This is a genomic window from Pseudotamlana agarivorans (genome assembly GCF_018860245.1).
Classification (GTDB): domain Bacteria; phylum Bacteroidota; class Bacteroidia; order Flavobacteriales; family Flavobacteriaceae; genus Pseudotamlana; species Pseudotamlana agarivorans_A.
In genome coordinates this window covers 150778-169744 of sequence record NZ_JAHKPD010000025.1, presented here as the reverse complement: position 1 = coordinate 169744, position 18967 = coordinate 150778, and the positions used below count along the sequence as shown (strand labels likewise).

Below are 18967 nucleotides of genomic sequence, written 5' to 3'. Positions count from 1 at the left end.
GTAATTTCATGCATAGAGAAAATAATTTTGACTTTTTAAGATTTTTGTTTGCTGTATTTGTAGTTTTAACACATGCCTTTGCGATTTCTGGCGAGGGTGAGCACAATGAATGGCTTTATCAATGGTCAAATGGTCAAACGGCTTTTTCTCAAATAGGATTAAGTGGTTTTTTTGTAATTAGTGGGTACTTCATTTTTCAAAGTATGCAGCGTAGTGATTCGCTTTTAACCTATTACAAAAAACGCTTTTTAAGACTTTTTCCTGCGCTATTTGTGGTTTTGATTTTGACATTACTGTTATTACCGTTTGTTTATGAACGAGACGTGCCTATGTATAAAAATGTTGAGGTACTTACTTATTTACCTAATAACTTATCACTGTATAATTTTCAACCTGTTATAAAGGGTGTTTTTGATAATAACCCTTACCATTCCATTAATGGGTCATTATGGACTATTAGATATGAGTTTTCATTATATATCGCTGTCGGACTTCTTTATGCCGTAAGGCATAATTATAAAATGACGCGAGTGTTAATAGCGTTGGTTTTTATCGCAATGCTTATAGTTTATAATTTTTTTATGGCAAGATTTGGAGGTTCATCTATTTTGGGTATGCAGGGGAGTCATATATTAAATTTAGGTGCCTTTTTTGTTTGTGGTAGTTTATTAGCAGCCTATGGTTTTGAAAATATTAATAACAAAAAGTTATTACTCTTTGTTACTGTGGTTATTTTAATATTTTCCCTTACATTTAATTTTTATAGAGAGGTAAAACATATTGTTTTTCCTGTAGTAATTTTATTAATCGGGTTTATACCATTTCCTTTTTTTAGTCGTTTCGAAAAAATAGGCGATATGTCTTATGGCATTTATATATATAGTTTCCCTATTCAGCAAACACTTGTTTATTTTTATAAACTAGATGTTTATCAATTGATATTTTGGTCTTTATTAATTTCTATTGTTTTCGGATATTTGTCATGGCATTTGGTAGAGAAGAAGGCGTTGATATATAAGGTGAAATCAATGTTAAACTACGGAAATTTGAGTTTATTAAAAGGGAAAAAATAGGAGGGTTTTTTAAGAAAAATAGTTACAATGAATAATAAAAATATTGAGAGCTAGTATGTTTAAGAGAATAATTAAAACGATCATAGATGAAAACAGAAGGCTGCATCAAGAAAATAAAGCACATTTAAAGGAGTTAGAATGGGCGAACATATATCATGATAGTATTAGAGGTAAAAAGGAGTTGCAAAACCTTTCTCTAAACATAGGAAGGTGGGCAGGAAATTATACTTTTTTCTATATTTTAAATAGAATTCTTACTGATTATAAACCAAACTCTATTATAGAATTAGGCTTGGGGGAATCATCTAAATTTATTTCTGTTTTTATTGAAAATTATTCAAAGGATACAAGTCATTTGATTATAGAGGAAAGTAGCGATTGGAGGGATAGCTTTAACAGTAATTTTAAGTTGTTTCAGAATTCAAAAATTGAAGTATGTAATTTAGTTACTAAACAGGTTAGAGGGGTTGAAACAAATGGATATGATCAAATTGAAAATTTTACAAACTCTAAATTTGATTTGTATATTGTCGATGGTCCTTTAGGTAGTTTAAATTATTCTCGATATGACATTCTTAAATTTGTAGAAAATTTAGGAGCAAGTGATGATTTTATTATTATTGTTGATGATTATCATCGTAATGGTGAAAAAGAAACGGCGAATGAATTAGCAACTCTGTTTGATGCTAAAAAAATTAAAATTAATACGGCGGTATATGCTGGGGTAAAAAGTTTAATTGTGTTTGCCACCGAAAAGTATAAGTATGCGACTTCATTTTAAATATGACAAAATTAGTTTCAATTATAATACCGTCCTTTAATAGAGAATCTATTATTAAAGATACTTTGGATAGTGTTTTAAGGCAAACGTATTCTACTTGGGAGTGTATCATTGTAGATGATGGTTCTACGGATAACACGTTAAATGTTGTAAACGAATATTGTTTTAAAGACAATAGGTTTAAAATGTTTTCAAGGCCTATCGAATCTATGAAAGGGGCGCCAACATGTAGGAATATTGGAATAGAAAATTCATTAGGCGATTATATTATTTTTTTAGATTCAGATGATTGCTTGATAACTACGTGTTTAGAAAATAGGGTTTTGGAGTTCGGAAGAAATAATAACAATGACTTCTTGGTTTTTCCGATGGCTGTTAAAGTAAATAACGAAATAACTATTAAAAAAATAGAACAAAGTGATTCGTATCTTAAAGATTTTTTAAGTTATAAATTGCATTGGCAGACCATGTGTCCAATTTGGAAAAAACAATTTATACATGATTTAAAAGGTTTTAAAGAGGGGTATCCAAGATTAAATGATCCAGAATTAATGATAAGAGCTTTGCTGGTTCCAAATGTTAAATTTAAGGTTTTTACTGATGCTGGTTATGATACTATATATAACATGAGTGTCGTAAACTGGGTATCCCTAAAAGATAAATATTACCAAAGTTTATTACTTTTTGTTCCAGAAGTTTGTGGTAATTTAAGTGATGGTAAAAAAGATTATTTAAAAAAATATTTAAACAACTATTTAAAAGTATGGTTTAGAGATTTTATGTTTCCAAGTCAATTAAATTTAGTAAAACAAAATAATAATTTGATTAATTTATTTTATAAAAATAAAATAATATCATTATTTAAAATGTTTGAATTAAAATGTTTGCTATTTGGCTATAGGGTTCTTTTTTTTTTAGAAAGAAACTTGAGAAATTTAATCATAAATATTACTTAGTTATACGAAGACAAAAAAACTACTTCATTATAATGATTCAGATTATAAAACAGATCATAAAGATAATTTACGGTTATTTTTGTTATTTAAAATTCATTCTAATCGAATCGAATAAAATAAAAAAAGCAAATATCATTTTTATATTACCATTCTACCACACGGGAGGTGCGGAAAAAGTACATCTTGATATTTTAAATGCTGTAAAGCATAAAAAATGCTGTGTTATATTTACTCATCTTTCAGCAACTAAAAATTATTATGAAGCTTTTAAAAGCCAATCCCAAATTATTGAATTAAATAGTATAAGAAATAAAAAATCTGCTTTTTTAAATAAAATTTTGAAAAGAAGTATTTTAAAAAACATCAACACAAGTCAATCGATACATGCGGTTTTTGGTTGTAACACACCTTTTTTTTATGAAATACTACCAGGAATTAAAACTAATATAAAACGTGTTGATTTAATTCATGCGTTGAGTAAAAATGATGAAAGAGAAGCGGTTTTAGCGAGTTCTATTCCGTTTGTAGACCATCGTATATGTATTAATGCAAAAGCAAAAAACGATTTAACAGCTATTTATAAAAAGTACCATGCTGAAATGGGGTTAGTAGATAAATTAAAAATTATCGAAAACGGTGTGGTCATTAATGAAGCTTCAAAGTTAACAAAGCAGCCTAGTCAAAATATTAAATTTGGTTTTATAGGAAGATGGTCTGAAGAGAAAAGACCGGAATTGTTTTTAGAGGTGGCAAAGAAAATTCAAGCAAACCATGCAAATGTTGAGTTTGTTATGGCAGGTACAGGAATGAAATCCAATTTAAAACAAATCAATGAAGCTGGAGTTCATTTTTTAGGAGAGATAACAAGTCAGGTTGAATTAAATAAGCTATATGAAAGTTTAACAGGTGTTATAATTTCTTCGGTTTATGAAGGGTTCCCAATGGTTATCATGGAATCAATGGTTTTTAACACAATACCTATTGCAACTAATGTTGGTGGTATTAGTCAGCATATAAAACATTTAGATAACGGCTTGTTAATTTCTTCCAATTCATATAGTGAACTGGTTAATGATTTTGTTAAAGAAATTACTTTTTTAATCGAAAATAAAGCAGAAATACAGCGTATGTCAGATACTGCAAAAACATATGCAATAGCTAATTTTAATATTGATAACTTTAATAATTCTTATCGAAACTTGTTAGAGTTGTCATGAAAATCCTCCTAGTAGCCATACCAAACCATCACTTTTTTCAATGGGCCAACCAGTTGAAAGATTCAGGTTATGAAGTGTGTTGGTTTGATGTGACCGATGGTGGTTCAAAATCTGAAAAAATAGACTGGGTCACACAAATTAAAGGGTGGAAATTAAAATGGGATTTTCCGTTTAGAAGTACCCTAAAAAAAAGATGTCTTAAACTCTATAAATTCATCCAAAAAAGTAATGAAAACAGTGTGTTAGCGGAGTTTCAAAAAACATTGACTTCGTTTCAACCCGATATAGTGCATTGTTTTGAAATGCAGTTAGCAGGATTACCTATTTTACCTATAATGGAACAGAATAACATACCATTTATATACTCCTCTTGGGGAAGCGATGTGTTTTATTTTGAAAAATTAGGGGTTTCAAATCAGCAATTAAAACAGTTTTATAAGCGTGTTAATTATTTAATTACCGATTGTAAAAGAGATTATAAATTGGTGACTAAATTTGGATATTCTAATTCGTTTTTAGGAGTGTTTCCAGGAAATGGAGGGTTGGAAATAAACATTTCCAAAATAAAACCGGTTTCCGAAAGATCACTTATTTTAATAAAAGGTTATGATGATGGCGTAGGGAAAGCTTCAAAAGTTTTGGAAGCCTTAGCTTTAGTATCAACAACATATTTAGAAGGTAAACGTGTTGTTGTATATAGTGCAGACCAGGTGATTAAGCAACAAATAGAACAATCTAAAATACTTTCAGGTTTATCAATAACCATCCATTTGAGGTCTCAATTTATTCAAAATCAAGAATTGTTAGCATTAATGGGGAAGAGTTGTATTCATATTGCAAATAGTATCTCGGATGGTATGCCAAATGCATTGTTAGAAGCCATGGCTATGGGTGCATTTCCTATACAGTCAAACCCAGGAAACGTTACCGAAGAGGTGATTACCGATACCGAAAACGGGTTATTAATACATAATGCTTTAGATGAGAAAGAAATAGCAACTCGTATTGTTGAAGCCTTAAAGGATGTAAAACGACGTGATAGCGCTCAAGATTTCAATATCAATTTGATGCAAACCCATTATAATCGTGCTACATTGCGACCTCAAATAGAAAAACTTTATCAAACCGTTTATCAGGAACATCAATAAATGCAAATTTCATTTTTAATAGTCACTAAAAATAGACCAGAAGATTTAGCGTTCACTTTAAATAAGTTGAAGAGCATAATCGACTTGTCTAATCATGAAGTTTTAGTGTTTATAGACGGCTGTTCTAGAACAGAAACCATTGTTAAGGATTTTGAATGGGTATATTGGACCATTTCAAAAGAGAGTGTGAGCGCTTCTCCTGCTAGAAATACATTATATAAAAAAGCAAAAGGGGCTATTTTTATTGGTTTAGATGATGATGCGCATCCTATAAGTACAAACTTTATAACTTCAATACAATTAGAATTCTCATTAAATAAAAACCTAGGTATTATTGCTTTTCAAGAAGTAAGAGGGGTGTTTAATCAGGATGCAGAAGCCTTATTGTATGCAAAAGAAAGAAATGCGTATTATACCAGTGATTTTGTGGGTTGTGGATTTGCTATAAAAAAAGACGTATACATAGCAACAAATGGTTTTCCGGTTTGGATAGATATTTATGGTGAGGAGCCTGCATTAGCGCTAGAAGTTTTAGATTTGGGTTTTCATATTTTATATCAACCCCAAATTAAAGTGAATCATCGAGTGGATTTTGAAAAACGAAAATTACAAGGTCGAAATTATTTTAGGTTTGAGAAACAACTTAAAAATAGTATAAGCTTTTATCTTGTTTATTATAAGTCACCTTTTTTAAAAATTGTTAAATTATTAGTCCACAACTTTAAAAAGTACGCAGTAACAGATTGGCAGTATTTTAAATCCTTTGTATACGTGTGTGTGTTGGCAGTATTGAAACTCCCAAGTATTTTAAGCTATAGACAGCCTGTTAAGGCTGGTACGTTACAGACGATTAAAAAATTACAAGGATTAAATTATTCAGGATAAATGTATTTTAACTCATTAGATTTCGCGGTTTTTTTACCGGTAGTGTTTATTCTTTATTGGTTTGTAACACATAAAGATTTAAAGCTTCAAAATCTATTATTGGTTATTGCTAGTTATGTGTTTTATGGTTGGTGGGATTGGCGATTTTTATCTTTAATCATTTTTAGCTCTTTAGTAGATTACACTATTGGCATACAATTGAGCAAACAAGAAAAACTATCAAAGCGGAAATTTTTGCTGTGGACGAGCATCTTGGTTAATTTAGGGTTTTTAGGATTTTTCAAATATTATAACTTCTTTGCTGAAAATTTTGTTGAAGCTTTTTCCTTTTTCGGAAACAAAATACAACCCAATACTTTAGATATTATTTTACCTGTTGGTATTAGTTTTTACACCTTTCAAACATTAAGCTATACCATAGATGTTTATAAACGAAAACTAGAACCGACTAAAGATATTGTGTCTTTTTTAGCCTTTGTTAGTTTTTTTCCGCAGCTCGTCGCTGGCCCCATTGAACGTGCTACTAATTTATTACCACAATTTTATAAAAAACGAGAATTTCATTATAGTCAGGCTGTAGATGGCTGCCGACAAATACTTTGGGGTTTTTTTAAAAAAGTTGTGATTGCCGATAGTTGTGCCCAGTATGCGAATCAGATTTTTAATCATTCGGATGATTATTCTGGGAGTACATTATTTATGGGTGCCCTTTTTTTTACGTTTCAAATTTATGGTGATTTTTCAGGGTATTCTGATATTGCCATTGGAACCTCTAGATTATTCGGTTTTAACTTAAAACAAAATTTTGCATTTCCATATTTTTCAAGAGATATCGCTGAGTTTTGGAGACGTTGGCACATGTCTTTATCCACCTGGTTTAGAGATTATTTATACATTCCTTTAGGGGGAAGTCGAGGCGGTACTTGGATGAAAATACGAAACACCTTTATTATTTTTATAGTGAGTGGCTTTTGGCATGGCGCGAATTGGACTTTTATTATTTGGGGAGGATTAAATGCTCTGTATTTTTTACCCTTGTTATTAGCCAATCGTAATCGAAACCATTTGGACGTTGTTGCCGAAAATAAGATGCTGCCTAGTTTAAGTGCATTGTTTAATATTGGGGTAACTTTTGGTTTAACCGTTATTGCTTGGGTGTTTTTTAGGGCAGAAAGCGTCTCTCATGCCATCTCTTATTTAAAAGGGCTGTTTAGCTCTAGTTTGTTTTCTTTACCAAGTGTTAGACCAACCAATGTTTTAGTCTTGCTTGTTTTTTTTATGCTTATTGAATGGGTTGGAAGACGCCAGCAATATGCGCTTGAAGTGTTATTTGTTAAACGATCAAGAGTCTTAAAATGGACATTCTATATGTTTGTCATCGCCTTAATTTTTGTGTTTAGTAATGAAACACAACAAGAGTTTATATATTTTCAGTTTTAATAATGAGAAAGTTTTTTAAAAATATTATTTTATTTAGTATTCTCCTTTTTGTTGCTGAAAAAGGGGTTTATTATTTTTTAAATCAAGCTCCAAAGAATGAATATGATAAAAGGCTTGAAAATATTGTTAATAATGATATGGATTATGAACTTATCATTTTAGGTTCGTCTAGAGGAGCAAACAATGTCGTAGCTTGTCAGTTAGAAAATCAAACAGGTTTGAAATCTTATAATTTATCTTATAAAGGTTCTAATGTTATATTTCATGATTTCATTTTAGAAACCTATTTAAAATTTAACAAAAACCCTCAAATAATTTTATTGTTTTTAGATCATAAATTCACTTTTGTGGAGGAGTCAACTTTAACTTTTAGATACGATAGATTATTCCCTTTATCTAAATATGATTATATTAATGATGTTCTAATTGAAAAAAAGAAGAAAAATGTACTTTCCAAGTTTTTTGCATTGTCAAGAGTAAATCGAGCAGATTTTAATATGAAAAAGAGATCCTCGAGACTAAATAACACGATTACAAGGTGTGGATCTATACTTAATTTAAAACCAAACCATAAAGAGTTGGTTTATAATTCCGAAAAAACAGAATATGCCCAGAATTTGGAGGAAGCCGATAGGTTGAATTCTTTTTTGAACATTCAAGAACAATGTAAAAAGAATAATATTGAACTCATTTTTGTGTTTTCTCCCAATTATCACACTTTTAATACTTCCTTTTACGAACGATTTAAAAGTTTAGTTCAACCAGAAAATTTAATTGTGGTATATGATACTCTTAACTTAAATTATAAAAAAAGAGAGTACTATTTTGATTCTTCGCACTTACTTAAAAACGGGGCGGAAATGTTTACTTCGGAACTAAGTGATTTTCTAGAAAAAACAAATAATTATTAATCTAGCATTTGCGATAAAACGCATATTTTCCTTTTAAAAAAATGTATTTTAGCAAAAATTAAGAACATTTTATTTTTCTATTTATGAAAAAAATAGGCTTCATACCCCTGCGAAAAAATTCCAAAGGCATTACGAACAAAAACAAACGTAAAATGGTGGGTAGACCATTATTTACATGGGTTTTAGGAGAAGCCATTTTTTCCGAGTTAGATGCTGTTTATGTATACACGGATGACGAAGGTATTATAGATTTTATAAATAAAGAATATCATTGGACGGCTAAAGTGAAAGGCGTTTTACGAAGTGCTGAAAGTGCAACAGATACCGCTACGACCGAGTTTGCCATGTTAGAGTTTTGTGAATCCATCAATTATGATTTTGATGTGTTTTGTTTGTTGCAAGCGACATCACCTTTTACAACAAGAAACGATATTAATAGCTGTTTAGATCAATTAAACCCAGATTATGATTCGGCTTTAACCGTTGTAAATACTCATCGGTTTTTATGGAATGCCGATGGTACGCCTATCAATTACGATCCTTTAAATAGACCAAGACGTCAAGATTTTAAGGGGCTGTTAGTGGAAAACGGTGCGGTTTATACCGCAAAAAAATCCGTTTTGAAAAAACATAAAAATAGATTAGGGGAACGAACAGCAGTTGTAAAAATGCCTGAAGATTCGCTTTTAGAAATAGATAGTGAAACCGATTGGGTTGCTGTAGAAAGCTTACTAATAGAACGTCAAAAAAAGACAAAACAAGCGGCAAAGATTACTCACGTGGTTTTAGATGTTGACGGGGTTTTTACCGATGGTACCATTACCTACACAAAAGATGGGGAACATACCAAGAATTTTGATATGCGTGACGGTATGGGCTTGGAAATATTAAGGCAATTTAATATTCAGGTGATGATCATGACTTCTGAGAATTCCCAACTCGTTGCACAACGCATGGAGAAATTAAAAATTGACCATGTGTTTTTAGGGGTGAAAGATAAATATACTTTACTCAATAGTCTGGTTTTAAAGCATGGCATGTCCATGAGTAATGTGGCTTATGTAGGGGATGACGTGAACGATTTAACCAATATGTGTAGCGTAGGCTGGTCATTAGCGCCAAATAACGCCACAGATATTGTAAAACAGCATGCCGATGTGGTGTTGTCAAAACCTTCAGGGGGAGGAGCTATTCGTGAGGCCTGCCAGTTTATTATGAATTATAATAAAAGGTTTTGAGGGCAGTATATGATTTTGTCATTCAGAAGGAGGTACGACTGAAGAATCTTTTAATCACTGTGAGATTCCTCGATACCTCGGAATGACAACAAAGGCATTAGGATGTTTACCGATATTTGGTAAAATAAACACGTTTTTTGCATGACATCTTATTAAATAAATAGAAAAATACAGTTAGCTATAAGCCGCTATAAAAGATTATTAAAATAAATGAATTCCTATAAAAAACCATACATCATCGCCGAAATAGGGTGCAACCACAAAGGCGATATGACGATCGCCAAAGAACTGATTAAAGTCGCAAAAATATTTTGTAACGCCGATGCAGTTAAGTTTCAGAAGCGAAACAATAAAGAACTTTTAACAGAGGAGCAATACAATCAACCGCACCCCAATCCGGTGAATTCCTATGGAGAGACTTATGGAGCACACCGTGAGTTTTTAGAGTTTGATGTAAGCCAACATCAAGAATTGAAACAGTATTGCGAGGCAATAGGGATTACCTATTCGACTTCTGTCTGGGATGTCACTTCAGCAAAAGAAATGGCGTCTCTAAACCCCGAGTTTCTTAAAATTCCTTCGGCTTGTAATAATAACGAAGCCATGTTAATATGGTTGTGTGAAAATTACAAAGGTGAATTGCATATTTCAACAGGGATGACGACCAAAAATGAAATTGAAGATTTGGTGGCTTTGTTTAAAAAGTATGGTAGAAATAAAGATTTAGTGCTTTATAATTGTACTTCGGGCTATCCGGTGCCTTTTGAAGATGTTTGTCTTTTAGATATCAACTTATTAATTGAAAAGTACAAAGATGAGGTCAAACACATTGGTTTTTCTGGGCATCACTTAGGCATTGCAGTTGATGTCGCGGCTTATACCTTAGGCGCAAATATTATAGAGCGCCATTATACCATTGATAGAACATGGAAAGGAACAGATCATGCAGCGTCCTTAGAACCTATGGGCTTACGTAAATTATGTAGGGATTTAAAGGCTGTACATAACGCCTTGAGCTTTAAGAAACAAGATGTCTTGCCTATTGAGCAGGTACAACGTGATAAGTTGAAAAACCAAAAAGGTTAAAGTATTAATGGCTAAAAAAGTATTTGTGTTTTTCCCTGATGGGGTGGGGTTAAGAAATTTTGCCTTTACCAATTTTAAAACAATTGGGGAACAAATGGGCTTCGATATCACTTATTGGAACAATACGGTGTTTTCTATAAAGGATAATTTAGACTTTAAGGAACTTAAAATAGAGGATCACACCACTCACCCTTTATTGCCTTATTATTCCAGGGCACGAAAACGTATCGAATTAAATAGATCCCGTGAGAAGTTCAATGATGAGGTGTATCCTACGTATAAATTTCCTTTTAATTATAAGGGCGTAAAAAACACCTTTAAAAGTTTATTTACTAAAGCACTTATTGGACGTTATAATTCAGAGCAGGGACTCCTCAAATTACGCCAAAAGATTAATGAATTAGAGCGTTCCACATCAAAATACAAGTACTGTAAAGCTCAGCTTGAAACTCATAAACCTGATTTGATATTTTGTACCACGCAGCGTGCAACCCAATCAATAAGTGCCTTGTTAGCGGCTCAAGATTTAGGCATTCCAACGGTGGCTTTTGTGTATTCATGGGATAATGTCCCGAAGGCCATGCAAGTGGTAGAAACCGATTATTACTGCGTATGGAGCGATTTGATGAAAGAAGAACTTTTAAAGTACTATCCTTTTGTTAGGGAAGACCAAGTTTTTGTAACAGGCACCCCACAGTTTGAACCCCATTATGATGAAGCTTTAAAACAAACGCGCGAAGAATTTTTTGAGCTGTATGGTTTAGACACTGATAAAAAATACATTTGCTATTCTGGTGATGATAAAACAACATCGCCGCTAGATCAATATTATTTGGAGGATTTAGCGCATGCCGTGAGAAGTTTAAATACTAAAGGCTATAATCTGGGAATTATTTACAGAAAATGTCCTGTAGATTTTACGTCGAGATACGACGCGGTCATAAAAGCGAATAAAGATATCATTAAAGTGTTAGATCCCTTATGGCAACAGGTAGGCTCACAATGGAATCAAGTGTTGCCAACCCCTGAGGATTTTAATATGCTTTACAACGTTTGTGAACACAGTGAGATGGTCACAAACGTATGCTCATCAACGGTTTTTGATTTTGTAACTCACGACAAGCCTTGTATTTATTACAACTATGAGCAACCCCAACTTAAAAAAGGTATCAGAGATATTGGGCAAAATTATAAATATGTGCATTTTAGAAGTATGCCCAGTGATCAAGCTGCTGTTTTTTGTACTGATAAAAAGGACTTAGAAGGTTTAGTGAAACAAATTTTAGATGGTAAGCTTTCTAATGTAGAGGAAGGGAAGCAATGGTTTCAGATTGTGGCAGGGGAAAAGCCTTGTGATGCTTCTAGAGCTATTTGGGAAACAATTGATTCAGTTTTAAAATGAAACTAGCCTACATAACTCCAGAATACCCTCACCCCAAAGTCAAACATGCGGCAGGTCTAGGGACTAGCATAGGAAATCTTACTAAAGCATTGGTGGAAGCCGGCCATGACGTCTATGTTTTTGTGTATGGTCAAAAAGAAACTACTGATTTTGTAGAAGACGGTATACATTTTCATTTAATCGCAGATAAGAATTATGCTTTAGGAAAATGGTTTAGGTATAGAATACACATACAAGATTATGTGCAAAAGGAAATTATAAAGCATAAAATTCAACTTTTAGAAGTGCCCGATTGGACGGGTATTTCGGCTTTTATGCGATTTTCGGTACCTTTAGTGATGCGTTTCCATGGTAGTGACACCTATTTTTGTCATTTAGAAGAACGCCCACAAAAAAAGAAGAATAAGTTTTTTGAACAATTTGCCGTTCGTGGATCTCAAGCCTATATTGCTCCCACTACTTTTGCGGGCGAACAATCTAAAAAATTATTTGAGATTAAAAATAAAACCATAAAAACCATTCATTATGGTTTACAATTGGAGCAGTTCAATAATACAGTGCCTGAACAGTTTCAGGAGTATAGTTTACTTTATATAGGTACATTAATTCGTAAAAAAGGCGTTTTTGAGCTTCCAGAAATATTCAAGCAAGTTAAGACCCAATACCCCAATGCTAAATTGCTATTAATTGGGAGTGATTCGGCAGATATTCAAACAGGTAGCTCATCGACTTGGAACTTATTACAAGAAACCTTTGATTCGGACTTACTCCATGACGTAAACTATTTAGGGAAATTACCCTATGCTGAAGTACAACAGCATATCCGCCAAGCCCATGTCTGTGTGTTTCCTACTTATGCGGAAACCTTAGGTATGGTAACCATCGAATCCATGGCTTTGCAAAAACCGGTGGTGAATAGTAACATAGGCTGGGCGCAGGAACTGATGGAAGACGGAAAAAGTGGTTATTTGGTACATCCTAGTGATCATGAGCTATTTGCCCAGCGTATCATAAGTCTGTTTGCAGATAAAACCTTATGTTTGAACATGGGGAAACAGGCCAGAACCTATGTGGAACAGCATTTTGATATGAAAAAACAGGTAGAGAAGAATGTTGAGTTTTATAAAAAGATTTTAAATTCATGATTCTTGTTACCCATAACAACCAACAGGTAATCCGTGTGTTTTCTGAAGCGAAGCAAGCGGTTTTGGACTTTTCTCCAAAGCAATCTGTAATAGATGTACTTTACGCTTTGGCTCGTCAAAATCCAGAGTCTTTATTGGTTTGGCAGCACGAGTCGTTAGCAGGGCAATTGGATTTGGATTATATCGCTGATGTTCCGGTTATTCATAAAAAAATGTTGTCCTTCAGTTTCAATGCCTTTTTACCACCTCAAATTGGTTATGTGGAACAGTCGCCATTTATCGCGGTAAACAAAAAAGTATGCTATCCCACTTGGCAAATGTCTGGACAGGTGGGCTGTATTAAAGCAAGTAATCTGCTACAATTTCAACACCTTGTAAACGACGCTAATTTTAGTTATGCTTTATGTTCCATTGCTAAACTAGCTATGCCACAAGGTTTATGGTGTTATTCCGACCCCAAATTGGTTAAACGAGATTTGGTTGTCTCAGAAGAAGCAAGTTCTATAATAACACTCTTTAAATTTGTAAAACAACATTACAAAAACGTTTGGGTAGGTTTATTGTTCTTAAACCTGCTTATTTATGAAAAAAGATGGGCACTATTTAGTGCTTTAGGGACACTTGGTGTGAAAAGAAGGCTGTCAGTATTTAAAGTCCTTGATATTTCTGAAGAACCAAAAGTTAAAGAAGAAGTTTCAAATATAGATGTTATCATCCCAACCATAGGTCGAAAAAAATATTTATATGATGTTCTAAAAGACTTGGCCAAACAGACACTTTTACCAAAAAAGGTAATAGTTGTAGAACAAAATCCTGATTCTGGAAGCACTTCAGATTTAAATTATCTTACTACTGAAATATGGCCTTTTAAAATAGATCATGTGTTTAAACATCGAACTGGAGCCTGTTTTTCTAGAAACTTAGCGCTTGAAAAAGTGGATAGTGAATGGGTTTTTTTTGCTGATGATGATATTCGTTTTAAATCTGATTTTTTGAAAACGGTGATAAGAAACTTGAGGTTAAATGGAGCCCAAGCAGCTATGCAAAGTTGCCTGTTAAGCGGACAAGAAAAAACATATAATATAATTCATCAAACATCGATTTTTGGTTCAGGTTGTTCCATTGTTAATTCACAGTGTGCTAAGAAAGTATTATTTGATTTAAATTTGGAACATGGTTTTGGGGAAGATACTATGTACGGTAATCAACTTAGGGCCTTAGGTGTAGATATTATCTATTTTCCTGAACCCAGTATTTTACACCTCAAAGCTCCAATGGGTGGTTTTAGAACAGAATTTAAACAACTCTGGTCTGATGAGGTTGTCCAACCCAAGCCATCACCAACCATTATGTATTTGAAATTAAAACATGATACCGTTCAACAATTACGAGGCTATAAGTTGATGTTGTTTTTTAAAACTTATAAATTCAATGTTTTTAAAATAAGACGTTTTAATTCCCAGTGGGAGCAAAGTCATAAGTGGGCACAATTCCTGTTAAACAGAGCGGTTAAATAATATGTTAAAACTATATACTGATACCAGCTATCTTACGGAAGCCCATCGCGGCAAGATCTTCCCGTTGCTCTTAGGTTTACATTACAAAGAGCTGCCTTTGGTGAAAGATAACTTTGTTTTAACCGAAAACATAAAAGATGCAGATGTTTTCGTATTACCATTACATGTGGAGTATGTTTTAAAGTACAAAAAGCAGGTGTACCAAAACTTTTTGGCCTTATCGAAACACTATAACAAACCATTGTGGGGGTATAGTTCAGGAGATTTTGGTACGACTTTACATGATGCAGTTTATACCTTTCGTTTAGGGGGTTTTAAAAATAAATATCAAGTAGAAAACACGTTAATATTACCAAGCTTTATATCAGACCCCTATAAGAATAGTTTGAGTCACGCTGTTTTCACGCCCTTAGATAAAAAACTAAAACCAACTATTGGATTTGTGGGGCACGCAACAAATGGTTGGGAAAAATGGAGCAAGGAATTCGTGATTTTTTTAAAATACAATACAGATTGCTATTTAGGGAAACGAAAAACAGACAAGCAAAAGTTTTTTCCGTCTTCCATATATAGATTTGATCTATTACAGCGCTTAGAATCAAGTACTGGTTTAGAAAGTGATTTTATATACCGAAAGCAATATAGAGCAGGAGCAAATTCCGAAGCCTTAAGAAAGCAAACCACCTTAGACTATTTTTCAAACATGGAAAATAATTTATACACCTTATGTGTACGTGGCGTTGGTAATTTTTCAGTGCGTTTTTATGAAACCTTAGCAGTAGGACGTATACCAGTGTATATCGATACCAATGGCGGTTTGCCTTTAGAGAGTCACATAGATTGGGATAAACATATACTGAGAATCTCCTGGAAGCAAAGACATCTAATAGCAGAGGTGTTGGTTGATTTTCATAATTCGAAATCTAACGAAGAGCTAAAGCAAATTCAACGATCTAATAGAGCGCTTTGGGAAGAAATTGGGCACGTGGGAGGTTATTTTAAAGCAGTAAGTGATAATTTTAATCCAAATAAGTTATGAACTTCAGCCTAATCATCTGCACCTACATGCGCCCAGTACCTTTGTTAACCCTTTTAAAGTCGGTCGCTAAGCAAACAACTTATCCTAGCGAAATTTTAATTATAGATGGTTCGACGAATCAGGAAACTAAAACTGTTTTAAAAGCCAATCGATTTGACAACCTAAAATATTATAAAGTTGAAGAAAAAGATAGGGGTTTAACCAACCAGCGTAATTATGGAGTAGGTAGAGTTTCTGAAGACTGTGAATTCGTATGTTTTCTAGATGATGATACGATTTTAGAATCAGATTATTTTGAGCAATTATTGAATACGTATCATGTTAAATCTGACGCTTTAGCAGTTGGTGGTTATATCACAAATGAGGTGATTTGGAAAATAGCAGACGAGCAAGCGCAATCAAATCATTTTTATTATGACGGTTGGATGCGAACTGAACCTTCTCGCTTTAGAATTCGTAAAATATTTGGATTATTACCTGATGTTGTGCCAGGGTTTATGCCTTCATTTTCACACGGACGTTCTATAAGTTTTTTACCGCCTTCAGGGAAAGTTTACCGAGCAGAACAATTAATGGGAGGCGTTTCATCTTATAGAAAAACGATTTTTGAGTCGCTTAGGTTTTCATCTTACTTTGATGGGTACGGCTTATATGAGGATGCCGATTTCTCATTACGCGTCGCTAAACAAGGGAAATTATTTGTAAACACCAATGCAAAACTAGAACACTTTCATGATGCCTCTGGACGCCCTAACCAGTACAAATACGGTAAAATGGTAATAAGAAATGGCTGGTATGTTTGGCGCGTTAAATACGCAAAACCTTCTTTAAAAGCCTACTTTAAATGGCATGCCACTGCTTTTGTTTTAACCACCATTCGATTTACAAATGTAATTACAACCAACAAAAAACAAGAAGCGCTTACTGAAAGTTTGGGTAGAGTGGTAGGTTGGTTATCTTTACTTTTTAATAAACCTAATGTTAAGAGATAAATGTCTAGCTTTTCTTCCGATTTAAAAAAATATAAGAAGTATAGTAAGAATAAATCGCTTTTGGTTTTAATTTTGACTAATCAAGGGCTGTGGGCTCTTTTCGTGTACAGAATATCTAATGCTGTTTATCACTGTAAATTACCGAAAATCATAATAAAAGTATTGTTGGTTTTTGCTGTGATCAGTCAAAAATGGATTGAAATTATTACGGGTATTTCATTACCATACACGGCTCAAATAGGAGCAGGATTTTATATTGGACACTTTGGAGGTGTCATAATTAATCCTTCAGCCAAAATTGGAACGAATTGTAACATTTCTCAAGGGGTAACCATTGGGGTGAGTGGTAGAGATGGAAAAAGAGGGGTTCCAATTATTGGTAACAACGTTTATATAGGTGCTAATGCTGTTATTGCTGGAAAGATAGTAGTTGGTGATAATTGTGTTATAGGAGCAAATTCATTAGTAAATGTTTCCGTAGAAGAAAATAAAACCGTTTTAGGTGTTCCAGCTAAGGTGATTTCAGATAATACTTCAAAAAATTATATTTAATGAAGTTCGTTGTAATTTCGGATGCGCCAACATTAAAAAAGGATGACCTGTATGGTGCTTATGCACCTTATGTGTTGGAAATGGACATGTGGTTTAAGCACATCACAGATGTCACTGTTCTGTCTCCTACAAAGTATAATGCTCCGCTTTTAACACGCTCATTCTTTAAGCAACCTATGGTGAATTCGGTGTCCGCCCTAAATTTCACTTCGTTAAAAAATAGTTTTATTAGCTTAAGTAGCATACCTGTTACTGCATTTAAATTATTTAGGGCTTTTAAAAATTCCGACCACATCCACCTAAGATGCCCAGGTAACATTGGTCTTTTAGGTTGTCTAATTCAAATTTTCTTTCCGAAGAAACCAAAAACTGCAAAATACGCAGGCAATTGGGATCCCAAAGCCAAACAACCTTTAAGTTATAAGTTTCAAAAATGGATTTTAAGCAATACGGTTTTAACCAAAAACATGCAGGTATTGATTTATGGCGATTGGCCGAATCAAAGTAATAATATCAAACCTTTTTTCACAGCGACGTATAAAAATTCAGAAATAGAAAAGCCAATGGTTAGAGATTATACCGCAGCATTAAAATTTGTATTTGTGGGTACCTTAGCTCCAGGGAAACAACCCTTATTGGCGATTCAGTTGGTAGAAATATTATACAAAAATGACAAAGCGGTCACCTTAGATCTTTATGGTGATGGCGTTTTAAGAGAATCCCTTAAAAGCTATATTACAGACCATAATTTAGAGACTATCGTAACTCTTCACGGCAATCAACCACAAAGCGAGGTGAAAGAAGCCATAAAATCAGCCCATTTTTCCATCCTACCCTCCAAATCTGAAGGCTGGCCAAAAGCCATTGCCGAAGCTATGTTTTTTGGGGCTATTCCCATCGCAACACCGGTATCTTGCGTACCCTATATGCTCGACCATGGCAACCGCGGACTCTTATTAACGAACGATTTTCAGATCGATTGTAACAACCTAATGATCTTGTTAAACGAACCTAGCAGGCTGCAAGACATGTCTCAAGTAGCCGCCCAATGGTCACAGCAGTACACCTTGGACCGGTTTGAAGCGGAGATTGTTAAGTTACTGTAAAAGTGTTGAATCGTTTATTTGTTTAACTGTTTAATCGGGGGAGGATATTTCGTTCTAGGTTTCAAGTTTGAAGTTTCAGGTTTTCATTCCTGACCAAAGAAGTCCCCATTTTAATTGGAGTTTTTAGTAGAACAGTTACCCCTACTGTGTTGTAATTTCTCATGGGAGTAAGTGGCCAATAACCAATATCTAGAAACCAACAACTAATAAAAATCTGTGAAACCTCAGCGCACCTCTGTGTAATAATTTCTCGCAAAGCCGGTAAGTCGCCAAGGTGTAGCACGCAAAAATTAGTGATAATTAGTAAGATTCGTGTCAAAAATGGGGTTTCGAGGCAAATCTGTGAAAATCAGTGTAATCTGTGTCTAAAAATCCTTTGTGAGCCTCTGTGAAACCTCTGCGTAACTCCGTGTAATAATTTCACGCAGGAGTAAGCGACTAAAAACCAAAAACTAATAACCAACAATCAAGTATACATG

At 33.6% G+C, this 18967-nt stretch carries 17 protein-coding genes; all 17 read left to right on the top strand.

What is annotated here, in order from left to right:
* Positions 1-8: 8 nt before the first annotated feature.
* The 17 genes from KO493_RS15735 (at position 9) to KO493_RS15655 (ending at position 18488) form a co-directional block, all read left to right on the top strand.
* Positions 9-1073: an acyltransferase family protein gene (locus KO493_RS15735; protein WP_216068936.1), complete on the top strand. Its 1065-nt coding sequence runs from the start codon at positions 9-11 to the stop codon at positions 1071-1073.
* A 55-nt stretch (positions 1074-1128) separates the two neighbouring features.
* Entirely contained in the window at positions 1129-1854 is a 726-nt protein-coding gene (locus tag KO493_RS15730; RefSeq protein WP_216068935.1) for a hypothetical protein, read from the top strand.
* A gap of 2 nt (positions 1855-1856) precedes the next feature.
* Positions 1857-2810 carry a glycosyltransferase family 2 protein gene (locus KO493_RS15725; RefSeq protein ID WP_216068934.1) on the top strand — a complete coding sequence of 318 codons (954 nt, stop codon included), beginning with the start codon at positions 1857-1859 and terminating at the stop codon, positions 2808-2810.
* A 32-nt stretch (positions 2811-2842) separates the two neighbouring features.
* The gene (locus tag KO493_RS15720) at positions 2843-4027 is read left to right on the top strand and encodes a glycosyltransferase family 4 protein (protein WP_216068933.1); all 1185 of its coding nucleotides are present in this window, start codon (positions 2843-2845) and stop codon (positions 4025-4027) included.
* The gene (locus KO493_RS15715) at positions 4024-5175 is read left to right on the top strand and encodes a glycosyltransferase family 4 protein (protein ID WP_216068932.1); all 1152 of its coding nucleotides are present in this window, start codon (positions 4024-4026) and stop codon (positions 5173-5175) included. Before KO493_RS15720 ends, KO493_RS15715 begins: the two co-directional genes overlap by 4 nt.
* A complete protein-coding gene (locus tag KO493_RS15710; protein ID WP_216068931.1) occupies positions 5176-6060 on the top strand; it encodes a glycosyltransferase family 2 protein in 885 nt (294 codons plus the stop codon). It begins immediately after the preceding gene.
* On the top strand, positions 6061-7500 hold the full coding sequence (locus KO493_RS15705; RefSeq protein WP_216068930.1) for an MBOAT family O-acyltransferase: 1440 nt from the start codon (positions 6061-6063) through the stop codon (positions 7498-7500).
* A 2-nt stretch (positions 7501-7502) separates the two neighbouring features.
* Positions 7503-8411 (top strand): hypothetical protein, encoded by a 909-nt coding sequence (locus KO493_RS15700; protein WP_216068929.1) that lies wholly within the window; start codon positions 7503-7505, stop codon positions 8409-8411.
* 83 nt (positions 8412-8494) lie between these two features.
* Positions 8495-9649, top strand: coding sequence for an acylneuraminate cytidylyltransferase (locus KO493_RS15695; RefSeq protein WP_216068928.1), 1155 nt, complete (start codon positions 8495-8497; stop codon positions 9647-9649).
* Between the two features lie 210 nt (positions 9650-9859).
* Positions 9860-10735, top strand: a complete 876-nt coding sequence (locus tag KO493_RS15690) for an N-acetylneuraminate synthase family protein (RefSeq protein ID WP_216068927.1) — start codon at positions 9860-9862, stop codon at positions 10733-10735.
* 7 nt (positions 10736-10742) lie between these two features.
* The gene (locus tag KO493_RS15685; protein WP_216068926.1) at positions 10743-12137 is read left to right on the top strand and encodes a CDP-glycerol glycerophosphotransferase family protein; all 1395 of its coding nucleotides are present in this window, start codon (positions 10743-10745) and stop codon (positions 12135-12137) included.
* On the top strand, positions 12134-13282 hold the full coding sequence (locus KO493_RS15680) for a glycosyltransferase family 4 protein (RefSeq protein WP_216068925.1): 1149 nt from the start codon (positions 12134-12136) through the stop codon (positions 13280-13282). The genes KO493_RS15685 and KO493_RS15680 overlap by 4 nt, the downstream gene beginning before the upstream one ends.
* The gene (locus KO493_RS15675; protein WP_216068924.1) at positions 13279-14799 is read left to right on the top strand and encodes a glycosyltransferase family 2 protein; all 1521 of its coding nucleotides are present in this window, start codon (positions 13279-13281) and stop codon (positions 14797-14799) included. The genes KO493_RS15680 and KO493_RS15675 overlap by 4 nt, the downstream gene beginning before the upstream one ends.
* A gap of 1 nt (position 14800) precedes the next feature.
* Positions 14801-15838 (top strand): exostosin domain-containing protein, encoded by a 1038-nt coding sequence (locus KO493_RS15670; protein ID WP_216068923.1) that lies wholly within the window; start codon positions 14801-14803, stop codon positions 15836-15838.
* A complete protein-coding gene (locus KO493_RS15665; RefSeq protein ID WP_216068922.1) occupies positions 15835-16830 on the top strand; it encodes a glycosyltransferase family 2 protein in 996 nt (331 codons plus the stop codon). The genes KO493_RS15670 and KO493_RS15665 overlap by 4 nt, the downstream gene beginning before the upstream one ends.
* A complete protein-coding gene (locus KO493_RS15660) occupies positions 16831-17382 on the top strand; it encodes a serine O-acetyltransferase (protein WP_216068921.1) in 552 nt (183 codons plus the stop codon).
* Positions 17382-18488, top strand: a complete 1107-nt coding sequence (locus KO493_RS15655) for a glycosyltransferase family 4 protein (protein ID WP_216068920.1) — start codon at positions 17382-17384, stop codon at positions 18486-18488. Before KO493_RS15660 ends, KO493_RS15655 begins: the two co-directional genes overlap by 1 nt.
* Positions 18489-18967: the final 479 nt, after the last annotated feature.